Genomic DNA, 20,309 nt, shown 5'->3' on the forward strand with positions numbered 1-20,309 from the left:
CGGTGGCGCACATCGCGCCCGCGAGAGCCGCTGAAGCCGGTAAGCGGCGTTTTGCCCCTTCAGTAAGCCCCGTTTTTCCTCCGTTTTTCCCGCGCTCTCCAAAACAGCCGCTTCATCCGAAACGGATACGTTCGCCCCTCCCCGTATTTCCGCCCTCGCCCACCCCCGTCGGGGTGTGCCGCTTTCGCACGCCAAAGCAATCATCCGGAAAAGCACAACCCCGCGCCTCGGCGCGGGGTTGTGCCCAAGGAGCAAGTGCCGGCACGACCGGGCCCTACCGCCCGGCAATTTCAAGACGACAAAGAAGGAGACTGACCATGCTGATGTTCAAACGCCGCGCGCTGCGGCTGCTGTGCCCTGCCCTCGCCACGCTTGCCGCGCTCGCCATCGCCGCGCCTGTCAAGGCCGGCGATTACCCTGAGCGCCCCGTGAAGATCGTTTCGGTCACCAGTGCCGGGACCGGCATCGACGACTACACGCGCCTGCTGGCCAAGTACCTGTCCGACAAGCTCGGCCAAAGCTTCGTTGTCGAAAACCGGCCGGGTGGCAACATGGTCGTAGCCACCGACTATGTGTCCAAGGCTGCGCCGGACGGCTACACGCTGCTGCTGTCTGGCTCCGGCGCCATGGCTGCCAACCCATTCCTGTTCCGCAGGCTGCCGTATGACCCGATGAAGGACTTCGTCCCCGTGGCGCGCCTGTCGGTGCTGCCCATTGCCGTGATCGTGCCGGGCAACTCGCCCTACCACACCGCCGGCGAACTGATCGCGGCCGCGCGCGCGAATCCCGGCAAGCTGAACTTTGCTACGTCCAGCACGGGCTACCGCGTCATCCTGACCGCGTTCAACGATGCGGCAAAAATCCAGTCCGTGAGCGTGCCCTACAAGGCCGCCAGCGCGATGATGACCGATGTCATGGGCGGCATGGTCGACTACGGCGGCGTTGAAGTGTCGGCCATCATCCCGCACGTGCAGAGCGGCAAGCTGCGCGCGCTGGCCATTACCGGCCCGAACCGCCTGGCGCAGCTCAAGGATGTGCCGACGCTGCGCGAACTCGGCCTGGAGCGCTATTCGCTCAACACCTGGGTCGGCCTGTTCGCTCCGGCCGGCACGCCCAAGCCCATCGTCGACAAGCTGACCCGGCTTGCCTTGCAGTTCACGTCCACACCCGAGGCCATGGCGCACTACCAGGCACGCGGCAGCGCGGCCTATCCCGCCGATGGCGCCGAACTGCGCAAGAACATCGTGGCCGACCAGCAGGGCTGGAAGCAGATGATCACGGTGGCCGGCATCCAGCCCGAATGAACAGGAACACCAATCAATCCTGGCCCCACAGGGCAACAATGAATCGCCGGAGAACCGATATATGAAGACGCTGGACCGCTTCTACATCCAGGGAGAATGGGTGACGCCAGCTGCCGGCAGCACGCTGGTCGATGTGATCAACCCCGCCACCGAAGCGCCGGTCGCGCGGCTCGCCATGGGCACCACGGCAGACGCCGATCGCGCGGTCGCGGCCGCGCGCGATGCCTTTGGCACGTGGTCGCAGAGCACGCGCGAGGAACGCATCGCACTGCTTGAACGCATCGCCGAGCAATACCGCGCACGCGTGCCAGAGCTGGCCGAAGCCGTGCGGCTCGAAATGGGCGCGCCGGTCACGCTGTGCAACGCCATGCAGGCGCCGATCGGGCTCGTGCATATCCAGAACACGCTCGAAGTCCTGCGCAACTTTGCCTTCGAGACCACGCATGGCAAGACCTGGCTGCGCCGCGAGCCGGTCGGCGTAGCGGCGCTGATCACGCCGTGGAACGTGCCGCTGAACCAGATCGCGGCCAAGGTTGCGCCCGCGCTGGCTGCCGGCTGCACGGTGGTGCTCAAGCCTTCGGAAATCGCGCCGCTCGACGCGGTGATCTTCGCCGAGATCATGCACGCGGCCGGCACGCCGCTGGGCGTGTTCAACATGATCTTCGGTGACGGGCCTTCGGTCGGCGCGGCGCTGTCGTCGCATCCCGATGTCGACATGGTGTCGATCACCGGCTCCACGCGCGCCGGCGTCGAAGTGGCGAAGAATGCCGCGCCCACAGTCAAGCGCGTCGCACAGGAACTCGGTGGCAAGTCGCCGCTGGTGGTGCTCGACGATGCCGACATGAAGACCGCCGTCACCACCGCAGTGGCGCAGTGCATGGTCAACACGGGCCAGGTCTGCGTGGCGCCGACGCGCCTGCTGGTATCGCGCACGCGCTACGACGAGGCGCTCGCCATTGCCGCGGCCACGGCGGGCGCGCTGCAGGTCGGCGACCCTGCTGACCCGGCCACCAAGATCGGCCCACTGTCCAACCGCGCGCAGTTCGAGAAGGTGCAGCAGATGATCGGCATCGGCATCGAGGAAGGCGCGCGCGTGATCGCGGGCGGCCCGGGCCGCCCCGACGGCATCGAACGCGGCTTCTATGTCCGGCCGACGGTGTTCGCCGACGTCCACAACAGCATGACCGTGGCGCGCGAGGAGATCTTCGGCCCCGTGCTCTGCGTGATTCCTTATGACGGCGAGGAAGACGCCATCGCCATCGCCAACGACACCGTCTATGGACTGGCCGCCTATGTCGCGTCAGGCGATGCGGAACGTGCGCGCCGCGTGGCAGCGAGGCTGCGTGCGGGCACCGTGCGCGTCAATTTCGCGCCGGCGGACCTGACCGCACCGTTCGGTGGCGTCAAGCGCTCGGGCAATGGCCGGGAGTTTGGTGCTGAAGGACTGGTCGAGTTCCTGGAGTGGAAGGCGATCAGCCTGTAAGAGGCCCAACGCGCCGTCCCATTCAAGGGACGGCGCAGATTACCGCGTGGCGATCAGAGCCGGAACTTCGTCTTGGCGATGATGCCGCGCTGGATCTCGCTGGTGCCGCCGTAGATCGTGGTGGCACGGCGGAAGAAGGCCTCCGTCGCAATATCCTGCATCACGTCCTGCATCGGCAGCGGCTCGCCGGCGTGGCCATCGTGGCTCGACGGATACGACACCGGACCATAGTCGCCCATGCTCTCCACAGCAAACTGCCCCATCTGCTGCTGCAGCTCGGTACCACGGATCTTCAGCATCGATCCCAACGCGTGCGCAGCCGGGCTGTGGTCACCGGCTTGCTCCATCGCCGCGACTCGCTGCACCATGACCGCGATCGCTTCCAGCTCGGCCTCATAGCGCGCCAGCCGCAGTGCGAACTGGGGCTGCTCACCCAGCGTGCTGCCCGCGGCCGGCGCTGCAGCGAATGCGCGGAGCTGGCGTTGCAGGCGGCGCAGCGTAGGCAGGTCGGCCGTGGTCGCGTGCTCGTTGTTCAGCAGGAACTTGGTGATCTTCCAGCCGCCGCCTTCCTCGCCGATCAGGTTTTCGACGGGCACGCGCACGTTGTCGAAGAAGGTCTCGTTCAGGTGGTGGCAGCCGTCGATGCTGATGATCGGGCGCACGGTGATGCCGGGCGTTTTCATGTCCACCAGGATGAACGTGATGCCGGCCTGCTTCTTCTCGCCGCTGCCGGTACGCACCAGCAGGAAGATCCAGTCGGCCTGGTGGCCGTAGCTGGTCCAGATCTTCTGGCCATTGATGACGTAGTGGTCGCCATCGTGCACGGCCTGCGTACGCAGCGACGCCAGGTCCGAACCCGATCCCGGCTCGGAGAAGCCCTGGCACCACAGGCGCTCGCCGCGCAGGATGGCGCCGACATGCTCGTCCTTCTGCGCCGGCGTGCCGAAGTGGTTCAGCACCGGCCCGACAAGTTTCTGCGCAAAGGCATCCTGCGACGGCGTTCCGGCCAGCGCACACTCCTCGTCGAAGGCCAGCCGCTGTGCCACGGTCCAGCCCGTGCCGCCGTGTTCGGCCGCCCAGTAAGGCGCGCCCCAGCCATGCGTATTGAGCACGCGCTGCCACTGCATCAGCGTATCGCGCGGCGAACGCATGCCATGCGCGCGGCGCGGCATGTCGGCCGGCATGTGTTCGCGCAGGAAGTCACGCACCTGCTGGCGGAACTCGGCGAGGTTGGGGTCGGGTCGGAAGTCCATCTGATTCGCTCTCCATCTGGCGTGGCGGCGCCGCGGACGCGGCTTGCCGGATGGTGACACCTTAAGTGCTGGGGATGGTCGCGGCGCCCCCCACCACTGGTGGCGATAGGTGCCGCCAGGTTTGAAGCAATGCGTTGGTTGCGGGCCATCGGGCGATGTCCCATATGTTCTGGTGATACGAAATTCCACCCGATTCGAGTGGTCCCTTAATTGGCCAGCGCGACGACACTATCGGCAATGGCGAAATCGCTTCCGCCATTGTGGCGTGTGGCATGACTGCAATCGGGCTTGCCATGGCGTCACGGTCTCCACCCCGCGGGTCTGCTCGACTTGTGGGTCTTGGCGCTCCGGAAGGGTTTCGGGGCGCTTTTTTCTTTGTTTTCTTGCCGGAATAGCGGGGTGGCGTAGTTTGCCAGGAACGATACCCGGCCCTCACCAATCCCCCCTCCCATTGTCCCCACCAGTCACACCCACGCCCCACCACGTCAACCTCAATCCAAATCCCCTTACTACACTGCTGACAGTTCAATCCGGGCACACTGCGTTGCCCGCAAACGGTGACTGGCAGCTATGGCGGACTCTGAACGATTTCTGGTAACCGGGGCATTGGGGTGTATCGGCGCATGGACGGTTCGCCGGCTCGCAAACGAGGGCGTGCCAGTCGTTGCCTTCGACGCAGACAATGACGTGCGACGCCTGCGCCTGCTGATGGACGACGCACAACGGTCGCGCGTGGAAATGGTTCGGGGCGACATCACGGACCTGAGCTTGCTGGAGGCAACGCTCGATCACCATCGCATTACGCATGTCATTCACCTGGCCGCACTGATCCATCCAAGGTTCAAGAGCGATCCACCGCTTGGCGCCCGCGTCAACGTGCTCGGCGGCGTGAATCTGTTCGAGGCCGTAGCGCGGCGCGTGGAGCGAATTCCTCGCATCGTGTATGCGTCATCGATTGCGGTGTACGACAACGGCGACGCGGCCAACGATGCAGCCATCCAGCACCACACAGCCGGGCATCCGACAACCCTATACGGTGTGTTCAAGCAAGCCGAAGAGGGCATGGCGCGCGTGTATTACCAGGACAGAGGGGTGTCCAGCATCGGCCTTCGCCCGGCGACGGTTTTTGGCGCCGGAAGAGACTATGGACTGACTGCGGCCCCCACGCAGGCAGTCCTGGCGGCAGCGCTCGGACGCCCTTTCCATATTCCGTACAGCGGCCGCAGCCAGATCCACTATGCCGACGACCTTGCGCGCATGTTCATCGCTTGCGCACGTTCGGGCTATCGCGGTGCGGACGTCTTCAATATGCATGGCAGCGTCGCGGACATGGGCGAGATCGTCGAGACGATCGAGTCGGTCATTCCGCAGGCGCGCGGAACGATCACGTTCGACGGGGCATCGCTCGGGCTTCCGGAAGACTACGACGCGACCGCGCTCGAGAACGTGATTGGTCCGCTGCCCCGCACACCGCTGCGCGAAGCCGTGGGCGAGACCTTCAGGCTCTTTCGCAGCAGGATCGCCAGCGGCGAAATCCGCGACACCTGATCCGTTGATGGCGGCAGTACTGCCGCGCCGCGGATCTGCGCATCTCCCGACGCATCCCCTCGTTTTCCCGAACTGTCCCGAAGGGCATCAAGGTTGTCCCGGAGGGTCACGCCTTGCCACGCCCGATTCCGGATACTCGCGCAGGCTCAGATACCCCTTTCAACGAAACACCCGCATCACAGACCAGAAAACAACAAGGAGGAGATTTGTCCATGAAGCTCAGGAGCATGGCCGTGGCCGCATTGCTCGCCTGTTCGGGCGGCGCCCTCGCGCAGTCGAGCGTCACGCTGTACGGTGTCGCCGACGTCAACCTGGAATATGTCAACCACGTCGGCGCGATTCCGAGTGCCGCCAACCAGTTCAACCGCGGCCCGTCCAATGACGTCTACCGCATGAACGCGGGCGGCTTCTCCGGTTCCCGCTGGGGTATCCGCGGGACGGAAGACCTTGGCAATGGACTGAAGGCCTTGTTCGTGCTGGAGAACGGCTTCAACGTCGATACCGGCACCCTGCAGCAAGGCGGACGCATGTTCGGGCGCCAGGCCTTCGTGGGCCTGCAGCAGGCGGGCATCGGCCAGCTCAGCTTGGGCCGCCAGTACGCGTCCATGTTCGAGGCGCTGGCCAATTTCGCGCCGGCCGCCTATGCCACGCAGTATGAGCCGACGGTGCTGATGACCGGCCCGAACTTCCGCCAGGACAACACCGTCAAGTACACCGGCCAGTTCGGCCCTGTCACGGCGCTTGCGCACTACTCCTTCGGCGTGGGCCTGGCGCTGCCGCAGACGGTCGGCATCGCCACGCCGATCGGCGGCAACGGCGAAAACCCGGGCCAGGCACGCCGCGACAGCGCCTACGGCGCAGCCGTGGCCTACCAGGGCGGTGCATTTGGCGTCACGGTCGGCTACGACCAGTGGAATCCGACCATCGGCACCAGCAGCGGCACCGTCAGGAAAGCCGCGGTCGGCGGCAGCTACACCTTCGGCAGCCTGGCGAAGATCATGGGCGGCTACCGCTGGGGCCAGAACAAGAACGCGGCGGATGTCGTCATCCAGCGTGACGACTTCTACTGGATCGGCGCGAACTACCAGGTCACCCCGGCCATCGGCCTGACGCTGGAATACAACTACGACAACGTCAAGAGCCTGTATGGCGATACCCACGTCGCCAACCCGTGGCAGATCGCCCTGATTGCCAACTATGCGTTCTCCAAGCGCACCGACCTCTACCTGTCCACCGCCTATGCCAAGAATGCCGGGCTGATGATGGAGTCGCTGGCCACGGTGTACGCCAACAGCCTGTCGCTGGGCAACAACTACGTGCTGGCCAATGGCCAGAGCAATATGCTCGGCGTGTCATTGGGCATCCGCCACAAGTTCTGACGAGCCGCGGACACGGGTGCGGGCCGACTTGCTTGCGCGAGCCAGGCCCGCTTACATTGGGCTTTCCCTAACTGTCCCGAAATGTCAAATATTTGCCCCCGAATGTTAAGGGGCTTTGCATCGACCGCCCATACTTCTGGCACGACTTCCGTCGTCCATGGCACCCAACTCCAGCCCATACCCATAACCGGGGAGACAACTATGCCGATTCGCCCTGCCCTGACCCGCGTGCACCACGCCGCCGTTTGCGCTGTCCTGGCCCTGTCCATGCCCGTCGCCATGGCATGGACCAACAAGCCGGTCCGGGTACTGATCCCTGCACCTGCCGGTGGCACCATGGATGTGCTGGCACGCGTGCTGTCCGAAGCGCTCACCACCGAACTGGGCCAGCCCGTGGTGGTCGACAACAAGCCGGGCGCCGGCGGCGGCATTGCGATCAACACCTTGCTGGCGGCGCCGGCAGACGGGCAGACCATCCTGGTGTCGACCACCAATGTGCTCACGGAGATCCCCCATGTGATGAAGGTCTCCTTCGATCCGATGAAGGATGTGAAGCCTGTGGCCGCGGTGGCCAGGTCGACGCTCGTGCTGGTCGGGTCGCCGAGCCTGCCGGCCAAGGATCTGCCGAGCCTGGTCAGCTATGTGAAGGCCCATTCGGGCCAGCTCAGTTTTGCTTCCTACAGCTCGGGAACGGTCGCCCATTACGCCGGCCTGATCATGAACCAGAAGGCAGGCATGGATCTCCAGCACGTGCCGTTTGCCGGCTCTCCGCCCGCGCTGACACAGGTCATGGGCGGACAGATTGCCGTGATGTACGACGGCATGGTGACCTCGCTGCCGATGATCAAGGCCGGCAAGCTGCAGGCCTACGCGCTGGCCGCGAAACAGCGTTCACCGCTGCTGCCGCAGGTGCCGACGTTTGCCGAGCTGGGCTATCCCGACATTGACTTCAACAACTGGGCGGGTGTGTTTGTCTCGTCAAAGGTGCCGGCAGACGTGGTGCAGAAGATCCAGGCAGCGGTCTACAAGGCGGCCGCAACGCCCAAGGTGCAGGAACGGATCACCGGCCTCGGCTTCGAGACCGTGCCGCCGCAAACCCCTGCCCAGCTTGGACAGGCCTTGCGCACCGAATACGATCGCAACGCTGCCATCGTGAAGGCCTATAACATCCAGCCCTGACGGCCCGCGGCTCCGGCGGCATTGGCATTGCTGCCTGCCGGAGCACGCTTCAGTCCGTCGCGACGATGGGCAATTCCCCAACCTTCGCCAAACGCTCCTCTCCTCCGGTTTCCCTCTCCAGCCGCTGGCGCGATGTCCCCAACGGTCACGGCAAAGCCCCCTGGGATCATTCACCGGACCGCCCCTCTGCCTAGAATCGGCACACATACCGGCACGGCGCATCGCGCCAAGCCTCCTCGATTTGCCGAATCCTGCAGGAGCCTGCATTGCCTCTCACCCGTGCCCTCGAACACGCGGCTTCCCCCGAACAGGTGGGACTGTCCACCCGGCGGTTGCAGTCGATCTCATCGGTGATCCATGCCGATGTCGACCGGCGCAAGATCCCCGGCGCAGTCGTGCTTGTGGCGCGCAAGGGCCGGATCGCCTGGTCCGAGGCGTTTGGCTTCGAGCAAGCCGATACGCCGTCGCGCCCGATGCAGCGCCATTCGGTCTTCCGCATTGCCGCGATGACGCGGCCCATTGTCGGCGTGGCGGCGCTGATATTGATGGAAGAAGGCCGGCTGTCCCTGAACGACCCGGTCGAACGCTACATCCCCGAGTTCGCCAGCCTCCAGGTCGGCGTCGAGTCGGTCGATGCGAATACCGGCGAACGCCGCCTCGCACTCGAACCCGTGCGCCGCGCCATGACCGTTCACGACCTGTTCCGGCACACGTCCGGCCTGACTTACGGGCAGTTCGGCGATTCGCTGGTGCAGCGTCAGTATCGCGAAAGCGGCCTCATGGACCCTGCACAGACCAATGCGGAGATGGTCGCGAAGCTGGCGGCCATCCCGCTGCAATGCCAGCCGGGCGAGGTATTCGAATATGGCATGTCCACCGACGTGCTGGGCCGCATCATCGAGATTGTCTCGGGCATGGACCTCGCCCGCTTCGTCGCGGAGCGCGTGACGCAGCCGCTGCGCATGCATGCCACGGGCTTCCACCTGATCAGGCAGGACGGTGCCGGGCTGGCACTGCCATCCGGCGCATCCGGAAAATCCACCGCGCTGTTCGACTACGACGAACACCACCCGCCGCGCTGGCATTCCGGTGGCGCCGGCCTGCTGTCCACGGCCGGCGACTATGCGCGCTTCTGCCAGATGCTGCTCAATGGCGGGGCGCTCGATGGCGTGCGCCTGCTTTCACGCAAGACCGTCGAACTGATGCTTGGCAACCACCTTCCGCAGTCCACGCGATTTGGCGGTTCGACAACCGGGCTCGGCATCAACGCGCCATTGCCTGATCTCGGCCAGGGCCATGGCCTGGCAGTGGGCGTACGCACCGCATCGGGCTTGAGCCCGGTACCCGGTTCCATCGGCGATTTTTACTGGGGCGGCGCGCTCGGGACCTATTTCTGGGCGGATCCGCAAGAGCAGCTGATCGCCATCCTGATGCTTCAGGAAAACGACCTGGCGACGCGCACCGGATACCGGTCCCTCTTGCGCAACATCGTATATGCCGCGCTGGAAGACTGAGCGGCGACGCTTTGCGGCGACTGGCAGTGCAGCACGCACACGGCGCCACGTACCAATTTTGGAGGAGCAAGCATGAAGACCATGAACCGGCGCTGGATCCTCAGGCAGCGCCCCGTCGGCGATATCGGCGACAACGATCTGCAGCTCGTGGAAGCACCGCTGCCTCGACCGGGCGACGGCGAGATCCTGGTGCGCAACATCTATCTCATGGTGGCACCGACCAACCGCGTGTGGATGAGCGAGATCGACCAGTACATGGCCCCGGTGGCACTTGGCGAGGTGATGCGCGGCGTCACCATGGGCGTGGTGACCGAGTCCCATCACCCGGACTTCAAGGCCGGTGACATCGTCGAAGGTGGCATGGCGTGGGAGGAGTATTCGGTCACGAAGACGGCCCGGCGTGTCCCGGTGGAGTACGGCCTGCCGCTGCATGCCTATGCGAGCGTGCTGGGCAACTCCGGCATGACCGCCTATTTCGGCATGCTTGACATTGCCCGGCCCAAGGCTGGCGAGACCATCGTGGTGTCGGCCGCCGCAGGCGGCGTCGGCTCGATCGCCGGCCAGATCGGCAAGATACTCGGCTGCCGGGTAGTCGGCGTTGCCGGCGGCCAGAACAAGTGCCGGCTCGTCAGGGAAGAGTTCGGCCTGGATGCCTGTGTCGACTACAAGGCCGGCAACGTGCTCGCCGATCTTCGCGCCGCCTGTCCGGACGGCATCGACGTCGATTTCGAGAACGTGGGCGGCGAAACCATGGATGCCGTGCTGGCGCTGATCAACCCGGGAGCGCGTATCGCGATGTGCGGGATGATCTCCACCTACAACGCGAGCGGCGACTGGTGGAGCCCGAAGATGTTCCGCAATGTCATCATGAAACGCGCCCGCATCGAAGGCTTCCTCATTGCCGACTACCGTTCTCGGTTCCACGAAGCCGTGGAAGTCATGGCGAAATGGGTCAGGGACGGCCAGCTCAAGTATCGGGTCGACATTGTCGAAGGCATCGAGCAGGCACCGGCCGCGCTGAACCGCTTGTTTACCGGCAAGAACATCGGCAAGCAGCTTGTGCGCCTGGCGCCGGAATCCGTCATCGGCTAAATGCCGCGACTCTCACCTGTCAATCTCCATGACTCAATCTGACTCCCGACCGCGCCTTCAGGATTTCGAGGGCAAGACGGCAATCATCACCGGCGCCGCGTCCGGCATCGGCCTGGCATTGGCCGAGGCACTGGCAGCGCGCGGTGCCGACCTTGCGCTGGCCGACATTGACGCACGCGGGCTTGACGCCGCGCGCAAGCGCCTCGCACCGACCGGCCGGCGCATCTGCACGCGCGTGCTGGACGTTTCCTCCGATGCGGACGTGCGCGACGCGGCGGCGGAGTTCGAAGCGACGCTCGGACGCATCCATCTGGTCTTCAATAACGCTGGCATCGATATGAGCGGCGAACTGGCGTCTCTGTCCGAGCAGGACTGGACGCGCGCGTTCGGCATCAATGTGTTTGGCGTCATTCACGGTATCCGCCATTTCCTGCCGCTGCTGCGCCGGCACGGCGAGCCCGCGCATTTCGTCAGCACGGCATCGGGCGCAGGCTTATGGGTGAACGGCGACTTCCCCATGGGCGCCTACGCGGCCACGAAATACAGCGTGGTGGCCCTCTCCGAGGCACTCGAGCAGGAGCTTCGCGGCACCGGCATTGGTGTATCCGTGCTTTGTCCTGGTCCGGTGAAGACGCCGATCGCCGAACGCTCGAACCATGCCAGCGAATCGTTCAGGGCCGCAGTGGCCACTGGCACGGCGCCAGAGCTGGTGGCCAGCCACACGCTGGAGGCGATGCGCGCGGGCGAGTTTTACATTTTCACGCCAACGCGCATGCGGCCGCGCCTGGAGGCGCGATTCGCGCGGATTCTCGATGCGCTGGAGCGCGCGCCCGCCGTCACAACCGGAATGGCCGCGACATGATCCACCTCATCTTCCTCAGCATGCGGCGCGCCGACGTGGACCGCCGGGAGTACCTGCGCGACTGGCGCGACGTTCAGGCGCCGCTGGTAGCCGGCCTGCCGGGTGTCCGGCGCTACGTTCAGAGCACCGTCCGCGCCGTCCCCGGCCAGGTCGCGCGCTACGATACCGTGGACGAGATCTGGGTCGATGATGCCGCCGCGCTCGATGCGCTGCTGCATAGCGCCGACTATGCCAGGTCGACGCTGGCAGGCGCCGGCAACCTGGTCGACCCGGAGCATTGCGTGCGTTTGCAGACAACGGATCACGTCGTGCACGCCGGCGCATCGATCGCCCGCGAGGAATCGTTGCCGAAGCGGATGACCTTTTTCCGGCGCAAGTCGAATCTCAGCCGGGAAGACATGCTGCGCTACTGGCGCGGCACGCACGGGCCGCTGGCTGCATCGGTGCCGGGACTACGCCGCTATGTGCAGAGTGCGATGCTGCCCGCTGTCGATGATCAAGGCCCAACCCACTTCGACGGCGCGGCGCAGATCTGGTTCGAAGATGATGCCTCGCTGCAGGCTGCAGTGTGCTCCCCACTCTTCCGCGAGTCAGTCAAGCCGGACGAAGCGAACTTCATCGATACTGACTCCGCCGTAACGCTCTCGATCGAAGCAGAGCACCGCATTGTCTGGCCGCAGATGGCCTGAGCAACGCCGTGCTACATGCGCTGCTCGGGGCTCGCCGCTAGCAGAGGTTGCCGCGGCACGGGCCGCGCCGGCTGCATGCCCTCGCTGCGCCATGCGCTGGGGCTGCAGCCAAAATGATCGCGGAACCAGCGCGAGAACGCGCTCTGCATCGAAAACCCGAGCAACACGGCCACGTAGCTGACCGGGCGCTCCAAGTGCCGCAGATACTGCAGCGCCAGCGTGGCACGGACCTCATCGAGAATGCTGCTGAAACTCGCGCCTTCCTGCAGCAGCTTGCGATGGACCGTGCGCCGGTCGACGCCAAGCTGGCTGGCGACGCGTTCCACGCTGCAGTTGCCCGAAGGGAGCAAGGACAGCACCATCCGCCGGACGTTTTCGGTCATGGACAGGGTCGCACGCGCCGACAGTGAATCCAGATAGGCATGCGCGTACTGCGCCAGCTCCGGGCGCGCGGCGCGCGGCATGGCGTCCATGTCCTTCAGCTCGCAAACGATGCCGTTGAAGTCGCAACCGAAATCGACGGCCCGACCGAACACGCGCAGATGGGATGCCAGGCTCCTTGGGGCCTCATGCGAAAGGCAGATCCGCCGCGCGCGCCATCCTGGCCCGATCAGTTCCTGAAGCATCCGGTAAAGCGACACCACGACCATCTCGTCGGCCTGGCGCGTCGAGCCGGCGTGCTCCACGATCAGCGACACGCGGATCACAAGCGCGCCCTCGCGTTCTTCCACGCCGAGGAACAGCGCCTCGCTGTGCAGCGTGATATAGCGCACCATCGCCCCCAGCGCATCGCGCAACGTCGGCGAGTCCCGCACTGCCATGCCGAGCGGCCCCAGTACCGACAATTGACGGCCCTCCCCCATGCGCAGGCCGAAGTCTTCGGCATCGGAATCGGCTGCGGACATTTCGAGCAGCCGGCAGACCGCGTTGGCGGAGACCAGGTTGTCGCCGGCGTCCAGGCAGGTTCTGGGCAGCCCGACTTCTGCCAGGATCCGCAATGGATCCAGCCCCACCGAGCGGGCCACCTCGGTATAGCGGGACAGCGTGGCACTGCGGACTAAACGGCTCATGGGCCTCCTTGCACGGGCGGCGGCTGCAAGGCATTGCAGCCTTCGGTTGTCGCGGGAATCAGGCGCGGCGCATCAGGCTGTAGCTCTGCGCGCTGGGGCCAACATCGGGCATGCCGGCCAGGAACAGCGCAAGCGGGACAACGTCCGCAGGATCCTTGAACCATTCGCCGGGCGGCACCGGAACATCGCGCGTCATGTCCGTCCGGACCGGACCCGGTATCAGCTCATTGACGCTGATGTTTTCCTCCTGCAGTTCCGTCGCCAGCGACTGCGTCAGCATCCACAGGCCGCTCTTGGAGCATGAGTACGCCGAGAACCCCGGGGCAGGCCGCTTGCGCTGGCCCGAACCGATCATGATGATCTTGCCGGCCCCGCGGCGGCGCAGATGGGCAATGGCGGCGTGGGCGGTGTGGTACGCACCGGTCAGGTTGATATCGATGGTCTTGCGCCAGAGCGCTGGATCGCCGTCAGCGATCCTGCGCTGCTCGAGCGCGACACCGGCATTGGCCACCACGATATCGACACCGCCGAAGGTATCGCTGGCTCGCTGGAACAGCGTCTTGACGCTCTCGTAGTCCGCCACGTCTGCAGTTTGGGCAATGGCCCTGCCACCCGCTTCGCGGATCATCGCAGCGGTCTGCGCGATGTCGGCCTCGCCACGGCCGCTGCATACCACCGCAGCACCGGCGCTGGCATAGGCCATTGCGATGGCGCGGCCGATGCCGCGGCCTGCGCCGGTGATTACGGCAACCTTGTCCTTGAGCAGGTTGGGGTCGATCTGGCTCATTGTCAGTGTCTCAGTCTGGTTTGCGTTGCAATGGGGAAGCATGAAGGGGCGTGCCGCTCAGAACGGGCGATCCCCGATCACCGTGGCACGGTCCATCCGGCGATGGCATGGCGGGTAGTCCATGACCGCGTAATGCTGGGTCGAGCGGTTGTCCCAGATCGCCACGCTGTTCGGCGTCCAGCGCCAGCGCACCTGGTACTCGGGAATGTAGGCCTGCGTAATCAGGTAGCGCAGCAGGTCGGCCGCGCCCGGGTTGAAGTCCTGCCCGAAGCGCACGTGCTCCGGCGTATGGAAGTTCGTGAAGTGGGTGGTGAAGCCGTTTACGAACAGCACCTTCTCGCCGGTGTCGGGATGCGTCCGGACCACAGGGTGCTCGGCGTCCGGAAACTGGGCCCTCAGGGCATGGCGTTTTTCGATCGGCATGGCCGCGCCGAAGCTGGCTTCGATGCTGTGGCGCGCGCGCAGTCCTGCGATCTGGTCCTTGATGTGCTGCGGCAGGTTCTCGTAGGCAAGCACCATATTGCTCCACATGGTGTCGCCGCCGACCGGCGGGCATTCGCGGCAGCGCAGGATGCTGGCGAGCGGCGGGGCCTCGCGCCAGGTCGCATCGGTGTGCCAGGAATTCTCGTAACGCGGAGTGGGCTCTTCGGGGCTCTTGTAGATGCGGACCAGCCCAGGGTGTTCGGGATCGCTGCCCGCGACCGGATGGTCTTCCAGTTCGCCAAAGCGGCGCGCAAAGGCGACGTGCTCGCCGGCGGTTATGTCCTGCCCGCGCACGAACAGGACACGATGTTTGAGCAGCGCTTCACGAATGCCGGCGAACAAGCCGTCATCGTGGATGGCATCGGCAAGGCTGACGCCGACCAGTTCAGCGCCGATGGAACAGGTAAGTGACTCGACACGCATTGCGACTCCGAAAGATTGTAGGTAGAGGCCGAAGCAAAAGGGTCGATGCAAGTATTGAAGAGCCGGCGCGCGATGCGTTGACATTCCGGGGCAGTGACTTTACATTTTGGGGCACCTGGGGGAACTCCTATGTCGACGCTGCTGCAACACGTGAACCTGACGGAGTTTGTTGACGTGGCCCGCCAACTCGGCCTGGACCCTTACCGTCAACTGCGGCAAGCAGGTATCCGGCCGACGGCGCTGGTCGACCCGGAAATGCGCGTGCCTGCGAAGTCGGTCATGCAGTTGCTGGAGGATTCGGCACAGCTTGCGGGCCTGGAGGACCTCGGGCTACGCGTCGCGGAAGCGCGTGAACTGACCACTCTGGGCCCGCTGTGGACGGTGATGCGCGAGGGCGCCACCCTGCGCAACGCGCTGGGGGCGATGGCGCGCTACCTGCATTTGCTCAACGAAGCACTCGATCTGCGCCTCGAGGAAGTCGGGGACACCGCGGTGGTCAGGCTTGAATTCCTGGTGTCCGTGGACGGTTCCATGCGGCAATCGACCGAGTTCATCATCTGCCTGTGGTTCCGGCTGTTCAAGCTGCTGTCGGGCGATGCATGGAAGCCGCGCAGCGTCTGCTTCACCCACGCCGCGCCGGCGAGCCTTGCCACGCATCGGCGCGTGTTCGGCGTACCGGTGCGATTCCACCAGGATTTCGATGGCATCCTGCTGTCCGCCGCGGATCTCGACGTGGCGGGCACGACGTCGGACACGGCGCTGGGCCGCCATGCGCGCGAATTTCTCGATACCAAGCTGGCACAGTCCGATTCCACCATGCCGGACAAGGTACGGAAACTGGTATTCGCGCTGCTGCCCACCGGCGAGTGCGGGGCCGAACAGGTGGCCCGGCAGCTTGGCATCGACCGCAAGACCATGCATCGCCATCTGGCAGCCTATGGTCAGAACTACCTGTCCGTCGTCGATGCGGTCAGGGTCGAGCTCGTCACGAGATACCTGAAGAACAACGAACGACCGTTGTCGGACGTGGCGATCCTGATGGGGTTTTCCTCGCTCAGCGCCTTCTCCAGGTGGTTTGCCACGCGCTACGGCTGCAGCGTGTCGGCATGGCGCCGCCAGCGGACAGCACCGGAAATCAGGCGCTAGGCGCCGCGCATCGCGCCTGGCCTGCTGACACAGTCCGGCCCCAGCTCCGTGAGCGCCGGGCAGCCGAGCAGGCCCAGCGTGCGATCGATCTCGGCACGCAGGATTGCCAGCGCGTGCGCAACCCCGGTCCTGCCGCCAGCCGCAAGGCCATACAGCGTCGCACGGCCCGACATTGCCGCATCGGCCCCGAGCGCGCGCGCCTTGACGAAATCGCCGCCGCGCCGCAGGCCGCTGTCGACGATCAGCGTCATGTCCGGGCCGACCGCAGCGCGGATCTCAGGAAGCACCTCGATCGGCGCCACGCAGCTGTCGAGTTGCCGCCCGCCGTGGTTGGTGATGACCAGCGCGTCGACACCAAGCGCGCGGGCGCGCAACGCATCGTCAGGCCGCACGATGCCCTTGAGGATGAGCTTGCGCGGCCACAAATCGCGCAGCCACTGCACGTCCTGCCAGTTCAGCGAGGGATCCATCTGCCGGGACAGGAAGGTGGCCGCATTGCGCGCATCGTCCTGGCCCGGTGGAAGGATGTCGCCGAGATTGCGGAAGTGCGGCATGCCGTGCGGCACCAGCACGTCCCACCACCACTTTGGCCGCAGGGCAACGTTGATCAGGTTGGCAACATCCAGCTTCATCGGGGCGCGATAGTTGCGCCGGTCCCACTCGCGGTTGCCAAGCACCGGCACGTCCGTCGTCACGACGATGGCTTCCGAGCCCGCCGCCTCGGCACGCCTGACGATCCCGGCGAGATTCTCGTGGTCCTTGAACGGATAGATCTGCATCCAGTGCCGTACGCCCGTTTCGGCAACGCGTTCGAGCGCAACCGTCGACACCATGCTCTGGCACATCGGGATGCCCGCATCACGCGCGGCATGCGCGAGCGCCAGGTCACCCTCGTGTGTGAGCAGTCCGTTGAAGCCGGTTGGCGCAATCACCGCCGGCATTTCAATGCGCTGGCCAAACAGCGTGCAGCCGGGATCGCGCACCGAGACGTCAACCAGCGTGCGCGGCGTGAAGGCGATGGCGTCATAACTGGCGCGGTTGCGGTGCAGCGTCAGTTCATCGTCCGCCCCGCCCTCCAGGTATTCCAGGCAAAAGTTGGGCAGCCGCGCTGACGCCATCGCGCGCAGCTCGGCAATGTTCTGGGCACGCCGCACCTCGCGGCCGCGATAGAGTCTGCGTTTCAGTGTCATGGGCACGAGTCGGTCCGGTTGGCGCACCGTGGTTGGGGCCTTCCGATTATCCGAAGCGCGCCGCCTCCTTCGCCCCCTGCGTGAAGGAGGGGGCGAAACTACCCGAAAGAGCGGGCACGAATGGACGGGACTACTCGAGACCTTCCAGCAGCCCCAGCAGCTGCGCGCGCCGTACGGCGTGCTTGCGCGTGCCGGCGCTGAGCTTGCCGAACAGGTTCTTCACATGCCACTTGGCCGTGACCTCGCCCACGCCGATGGCCTGCGCGATCTCCTTGTTGGAGAGATTGCGCGCCAGCAGTTCCAGGACTTCACGTTCCTTGGGCGTCAGCACCGTGCTGGCCACGGCGCGCGGCTCCGTCACCGCACGTTCGGCGCGGCGCGGCGTGCGCGCGACCGGCAGCGGCTGGCCGGCGCCCGGCTCCGTGGTCTCTTCCTCCACCAGGCGTCTGGCCCAGTCGGCCAGTGCCGGATGCGCGTCAGCAAAGGTGCGGGCCAGGCCATAGGTCTGCGCAAGATTCATGGCTTCCAGCATGAGCGTGCGGCTGTCCTCGCCCGCGCGATGACGCACGAACGCTTCCAGCGCCATGATCTCGATGCGCTTGCGCCCGAGCTTCATGGCCTCCGCCGCAGGCGCCGCGCGGCGCAGCGCATCGAGCGCAGACGACCAGTCCTGGGCCGCGATTGCCGCATTGGCGTGTGCCACGGCCTGCATCAGCACCACGTCGCGGCGCCACAGCGGGCCGTGGTCCGCCTCTGCCCCGGCAACGAGCTCATCAAGACGGACGATCAGGGCCCGGCACGTCTCGGCGCGGAAGCGTCCGGCGTGCATGCGCACCTGGTCCGCCAGGCTCGCCATGCAAAGCCGCGGCGTCCGGCGCGCAACGCCGACCGCATACAACGCTTCGAGCAGGTCCAGTGCGCGGTGCTCGACGCCCTGCAGGGCCGCCACGCGCGCCGCAGTCAGGTATGCCAGCAACGACGTCTCGGCCGTGCCCGACCGCTCCAGCACGTCGAGCCGGTTGGCGAGCAGCGCAGCGGCTTCGTCGACGCGTCCGTTCTCGTAGACCGCCGCAGCCAGCAGCGACGCGAGCATGCAGGAAAGCGGATGGCGGCGGCCGAGATCAGCTTCCGCGCTTGCCAGCGTAGGCCTCAGGATCGCTTGGCTCAGCATCATCTGCCCTTCCCGCAGGTAGCTGAGCCCGGTCACGAACTCGCCCCAGCGCGCCGCGTAGCGATGTCCTTCGCCCAGGTCGCCGCGTGGCGCGAGCTGCAGATGGCGCCGCGCATTGCCGGTCTGACCATGCAGGATCGCGGCCATTGCCATGCGGTTGGCATGCATCTGCGCGAGGCGTGGGTCGTGCGTGGCGGGCTGCTGCTGCCATGGCTCGAGCAGCGCCAGGCAACGGTCCGGCTGGTCCGCGTAGTAGGCCGCGATGCTCAGGATCAGCGCGCATTCATAGCGCAGCACAGTATCGTCGCCTGCCCCTTCGAGCATACGCGCGACCAGCGCCTCGGCCTCCGCATGGCGCTCGCCCAGCGCGAGCACCCACGCAGCGGCCAGGCGCAGGCCCGGGTAGCGGTCCAGTTCCGCGTCAGGCAGGCGTTCCAGCCATTCGAGCACGGTACCCAGCCGCCCCTGCATCACGGCGTCGTATAGCGAGCGTCCTGCCAGCTCGTAGGCCAGTGCATGCTGGCCCGCCGCGTGCGCGTGACGCGCGGCTTCCTCGGTGATCCCGCGCTCGGCAAGCCAGTGCAGCGCTCGCGCATGCAGTTCGGCCTGCTCATTGCGGGGCACCTCGGCCAGGCGAGCCTGCAGCGCGCCGCGCGCGAGCGCGTGGAGCCGGCACCAGTCGCTGCCGTCGCTGGAAACGAAGATCGGTGTTTCGCGGATCAGCCGCGCTAGATGTCCCGGCGCCTGCTCGTCGCCAGTCAGCGCGCGGCACAGGTCCGGATGGACGTGGTCGACGACGGCAATGCGCGTCAGGAACGCGACGTCGTCGGGCGTGAGCTTGGCAATCAGGCCACCGACCAGGTGCTCGCCCTCATCGGCCGGGCGGGCCGCCATGGTATCCACGACGCTGCGCGGATCGGCGCCCCGCTCCATGGCCGCCAGCACGAGTTGCAGGCCCAGCGGCCATCCGTCGGTCAACTCGTGCAGGCGCGCACAACGGTCGGCATCGACGCGGTCGCCGAAGCGGTTGCGCACCAGGGTCAGGGTCTCATCGAAGCGGAAACGCAGCGCTTGCGCGCCAATGCCGGCGCATTGGCCATACGCCGTGAGTTCGGCGACGGCGGTGTCGAACCCGCCGCGTGCCGCGACCACGATGCGCAGATTGGGCGGCGCGTTGTGCAGCAGGTAGAGCAATGCCGCAACGCCGTCCTGCGAGAGACGTTCGGCTTCGTCGACGATCAGCACGAGATCCAGCGAGGTCTGGGCCACCTCGGCAAGCCAGGCCGTGAGCCCTTCTGTGCTGCCGGGCGCCGCGGCCGCGCCTTCGAGCAGCGTGCGACCAAAGCCGGGCCGCGCGCCGCCGGCGCGGACAGCAAGCACCAGGCATTGCAGGAAATGCAGCGGATCGTCGTGCGTGTCAGCGGAAATCCAGGCCACGGCCGCACCGTGCGCCAGGTACTCGCGGCGCCATTGCGCCAGCAGCAGCGTCTTGCCGAAACCCGGCGGCGCCTGCACGACAATCGCGGGCCGGTCGCGCAGCGCCTCGCTGTCAAGGCTCAGGCGCGCGCGCGCAAGCAGGTGCCGCGGTGCACGCGGCGGCATGGTCTTGAGCGCAAGCTCGGAAAACGCGGCACCGGCGCCATGGTTCACGGAGGTCATCTGGCAGGTACTGGTTGGCTGGGGTGCGACGCTCGCCGGGGCCTGCGTGCCGGGCTGCGCGCGCGGCAATGCAGCGT

Annotated in this window: 16 protein-coding genes; 10 read left to right on the plus strand and 6 right to left on the minus strand. The window is 66.0% G+C overall.

Going from position 1 to position 20,309, the window contains the following annotated elements:
• The first annotated feature begins 317 nt into the window (after positions 1–317).
• A complete protein-coding gene (locus ACIGJG_RS30225) occupies positions 318–1,304 on the plus strand; it encodes a Bug family tripartite tricarboxylate transporter substrate binding protein (protein WP_220630427.1) in 987 nt (328 codons plus the stop codon).
• Between the two features lie 61 nt (positions 1,305–1,365).
• A complete protein-coding gene (locus ACIGJG_RS30230; RefSeq protein ID WP_483673657.1) occupies positions 1,366–2,787 on the plus strand; it encodes an aldehyde dehydrogenase family protein in 1,422 nt (473 codons plus the stop codon).
• Positions 2,788–2,840: 53 nt separating this feature from the next.
• Here the strand turns inward: ACIGJG_RS30230 and ACIGJG_RS30235 are convergent, their stop codons facing one another.
• The gene (locus ACIGJG_RS30235; RefSeq protein WP_483673658.1) at positions 2,841–4,040 is read right to left on the minus strand and encodes an acyl-CoA dehydrogenase family protein; all 1,200 of its coding nucleotides are present in this window, start codon (positions 4,038–4,040) and stop codon (positions 2,841–2,843) included.
• Positions 4,041–4,610: 570 nt separating this feature from the next.
• Between ACIGJG_RS30235 and ACIGJG_RS30240 the strand changes: the two genes are divergently transcribed.
• From ACIGJG_RS30240 to ACIGJG_RS30270, 7 genes are all read left to right on the plus strand, one after another.
• Positions 4,611–5,588: an NAD-dependent epimerase/dehydratase family protein gene (locus ACIGJG_RS30240; protein WP_011299981.1), complete on the plus strand. Its 978-nt coding sequence runs from the start codon at positions 4,611–4,613 to the stop codon at positions 5,586–5,588.
• Between the two features lie 212 nt (positions 5,589–5,800).
• A complete protein-coding gene (locus ACIGJG_RS30245; RefSeq protein ID WP_011299980.1) occupies positions 5,801–6,967 on the plus strand; it encodes a porin in 1,167 nt (388 codons plus the stop codon).
• Between the two features lie 201 nt (positions 6,968–7,168).
• A complete protein-coding gene (locus ACIGJG_RS30250; protein WP_011299979.1) occupies positions 7,169–8,146 on the plus strand; it encodes a Bug family tripartite tricarboxylate transporter substrate binding protein in 978 nt (325 codons plus the stop codon).
• 266 nt (positions 8,147–8,412) lie between these two features.
• On the plus strand, positions 8,413–9,660 hold the full coding sequence (locus ACIGJG_RS30255; protein ID WP_220630428.1) for a serine hydrolase domain-containing protein: 1,248 nt from the start codon (positions 8,413–8,415) through the stop codon (positions 9,658–9,660).
• A 72-nt stretch (positions 9,661–9,732) separates the two neighbouring features.
• Positions 9,733–10,752 carry an NADP-dependent oxidoreductase gene (locus ACIGJG_RS30260; protein WP_220630429.1) on the plus strand — a complete coding sequence of 340 codons (1,020 nt, stop codon included), beginning with the start codon at positions 9,733–9,735 and terminating at the stop codon, positions 10,750–10,752.
• 28 nt (positions 10,753–10,780) lie between these two features.
• Positions 10,781–11,614: an SDR family NAD(P)-dependent oxidoreductase gene (locus tag ACIGJG_RS30265; protein WP_011299976.1), complete on the plus strand. Its 834-nt coding sequence runs from the start codon at positions 10,781–10,783 to the stop codon at positions 11,612–11,614.
• Positions 11,611–12,303 carry an EthD family reductase gene (locus ACIGJG_RS30270; RefSeq protein WP_220630430.1) on the plus strand — a complete coding sequence of 231 codons (693 nt, stop codon included), beginning with the start codon at positions 11,611–11,613 and terminating at the stop codon, positions 12,301–12,303. The genes ACIGJG_RS30265 and ACIGJG_RS30270 overlap by 4 nt, the downstream gene beginning before the upstream one ends.
• A gap of 11 nt (positions 12,304–12,314) precedes the next feature.
• On the opposite strand, the gene ACIGJG_RS30275 is transcribed toward ACIGJG_RS30270, so the two are convergent.
• The 3 genes from ACIGJG_RS30275 to ACIGJG_RS30285 are packed head-to-tail and all read right to left on the minus strand — an operon-like array spanning position 12,315 to position 15,066.
• A complete protein-coding gene (locus tag ACIGJG_RS30275; RefSeq protein ID WP_011299974.1) occupies positions 12,315–13,373 on the minus strand; it encodes an AraC family transcriptional regulator in 1,059 nt (352 codons plus the stop codon).
• A gap of 58 nt (positions 13,374–13,431) precedes the next feature.
• Entirely contained in the window at positions 13,432–14,160 is a 729-nt protein-coding gene (locus ACIGJG_RS30280) for an SDR family NAD(P)-dependent oxidoreductase (RefSeq protein ID WP_483673659.1), read from the minus strand.
• A 57-nt stretch (positions 14,161–14,217) separates the two neighbouring features.
• Positions 14,218–15,066: a TauD/TfdA dioxygenase family protein gene (locus tag ACIGJG_RS30285; RefSeq protein ID WP_483673660.1), complete on the minus strand. Its 849-nt coding sequence runs from the start codon at positions 15,064–15,066 to the stop codon at positions 14,218–14,220.
• A gap of 129 nt (positions 15,067–15,195) precedes the next feature.
• Between ACIGJG_RS30285 and ACIGJG_RS30290 the strand changes: the two genes are divergently transcribed.
• Positions 15,196–16,212 carry an AraC family transcriptional regulator gene (locus ACIGJG_RS30290; protein WP_011299971.1) on the plus strand — a complete coding sequence of 339 codons (1,017 nt, stop codon included), beginning with the start codon at positions 15,196–15,198 and terminating at the stop codon, positions 16,210–16,212.
• On the opposite strand, the gene ACIGJG_RS30295 is transcribed toward ACIGJG_RS30290, so the two are convergent.
• Together ACIGJG_RS30295 and ACIGJG_RS30300 are read right to left on the minus strand one after the other, a co-directional pair.
• Positions 16,209–17,402 carry an alpha-hydroxy acid oxidase gene (locus tag ACIGJG_RS30295; RefSeq protein WP_483673661.1) on the minus strand — a complete coding sequence of 398 codons (1,194 nt, stop codon included), beginning with the start codon at positions 17,400–17,402 and terminating at the stop codon, positions 16,209–16,211. The genes ACIGJG_RS30290 and ACIGJG_RS30295 overlap by 4 nt on opposite strands.
• Before the next feature lie 130 nt (positions 17,403–17,532).
• Complete coding sequence (locus tag ACIGJG_RS30300) at positions 17,533–20,232, minus strand: winged helix-turn-helix domain-containing protein (RefSeq protein ID WP_483674060.1); 2,700 nt, start codon at positions 20,230–20,232, stop codon at positions 17,533–17,535.
• Between the last annotated feature and the right edge of the window lie 77 nt (positions 20,233–20,309).

The organism is Cupriavidus sp. C1SS-2L (genome assembly GCF_057073735.1).

Coding starts and splice junctions, on each gene's coding strand:
- ACIGJG_RS30225 (WP_220630427.1), top strand. CDS start 318: ATGCTGATGTTCAAACGCCGCGCGCTGCGGCTGCTGTGCCCTGCCCTC.
- ACIGJG_RS30230 (WP_483673657.1), top strand. CDS start 1,366: ATGAAGACGCTGGACCGCTTCTACATCCAGGGAGAATGGGTGACGCCA.
- ACIGJG_RS30235 (WP_483673658.1), bottom strand. CDS start 4,040: ATGGACTTCCGACCCGACCCCAACCTCGCCGAGTTCCGCCAGCAGGTG.
- ACIGJG_RS30240 (WP_011299981.1), top strand. CDS start 4,611: ATGGCGGACTCTGAACGATTTCTGGTAACCGGGGCATTGGGGTGTATC.
- ACIGJG_RS30245 (WP_011299980.1), top strand. CDS start 5,801: ATGAAGCTCAGGAGCATGGCCGTGGCCGCATTGCTCGCCTGTTCGGGC.
- ACIGJG_RS30250 (WP_011299979.1), top strand. CDS start 7,169: ATGCCGATTCGCCCTGCCCTGACCCGCGTGCACCACGCCGCCGTTTGC.
- ACIGJG_RS30260 (WP_220630429.1), top strand. CDS start 9,733: ATGAAGACCATGAACCGGCGCTGGATCCTCAGGCAGCGCCCCGTCGGC.
- ACIGJG_RS30265 (WP_011299976.1), top strand. CDS start 10,781: ATGACTCAATCTGACTCCCGACCGCGCCTTCAGGATTTCGAGGGCAAG.
- ACIGJG_RS30270 (WP_220630430.1), top strand. CDS start 11,611: ATGATCCACCTCATCTTCCTCAGCATGCGGCGCGCCGACGTGGACCGC.
- ACIGJG_RS30275 (WP_011299974.1), bottom strand. CDS start 13,373: ATGAGCCGTTTAGTCCGCAGTGCCACGCTGTCCCGCTATACCGAGGTG.
- ACIGJG_RS30280 (WP_483673659.1), bottom strand. CDS start 14,160: ATGAGCCAGATCGACCCCAACCTGCTCAAGGACAAGGTTGCCGTAATC.
- ACIGJG_RS30285 (WP_483673660.1), bottom strand. CDS start 15,066: ATGCGTGTCGAGTCACTTACCTGTTCCATCGGCGCTGAACTGGTCGGC.
- ACIGJG_RS30290 (WP_011299971.1), top strand. CDS start 15,196: ATGTCGACGCTGCTGCAACACGTGAACCTGACGGAGTTTGTTGACGTG.
- ACIGJG_RS30295 (WP_483673661.1), bottom strand. CDS start 17,402: ATGACACTGAAACGCAGACTCTATCGCGGCCGCGAGGTGCGGCGTGCC.
- ACIGJG_RS30300 (WP_483674060.1), bottom strand. CDS start 20,232: ATGACCTCCGTGAACCATGGCGCCGGTGCCGCGTTTTCCGAGCTTGCG.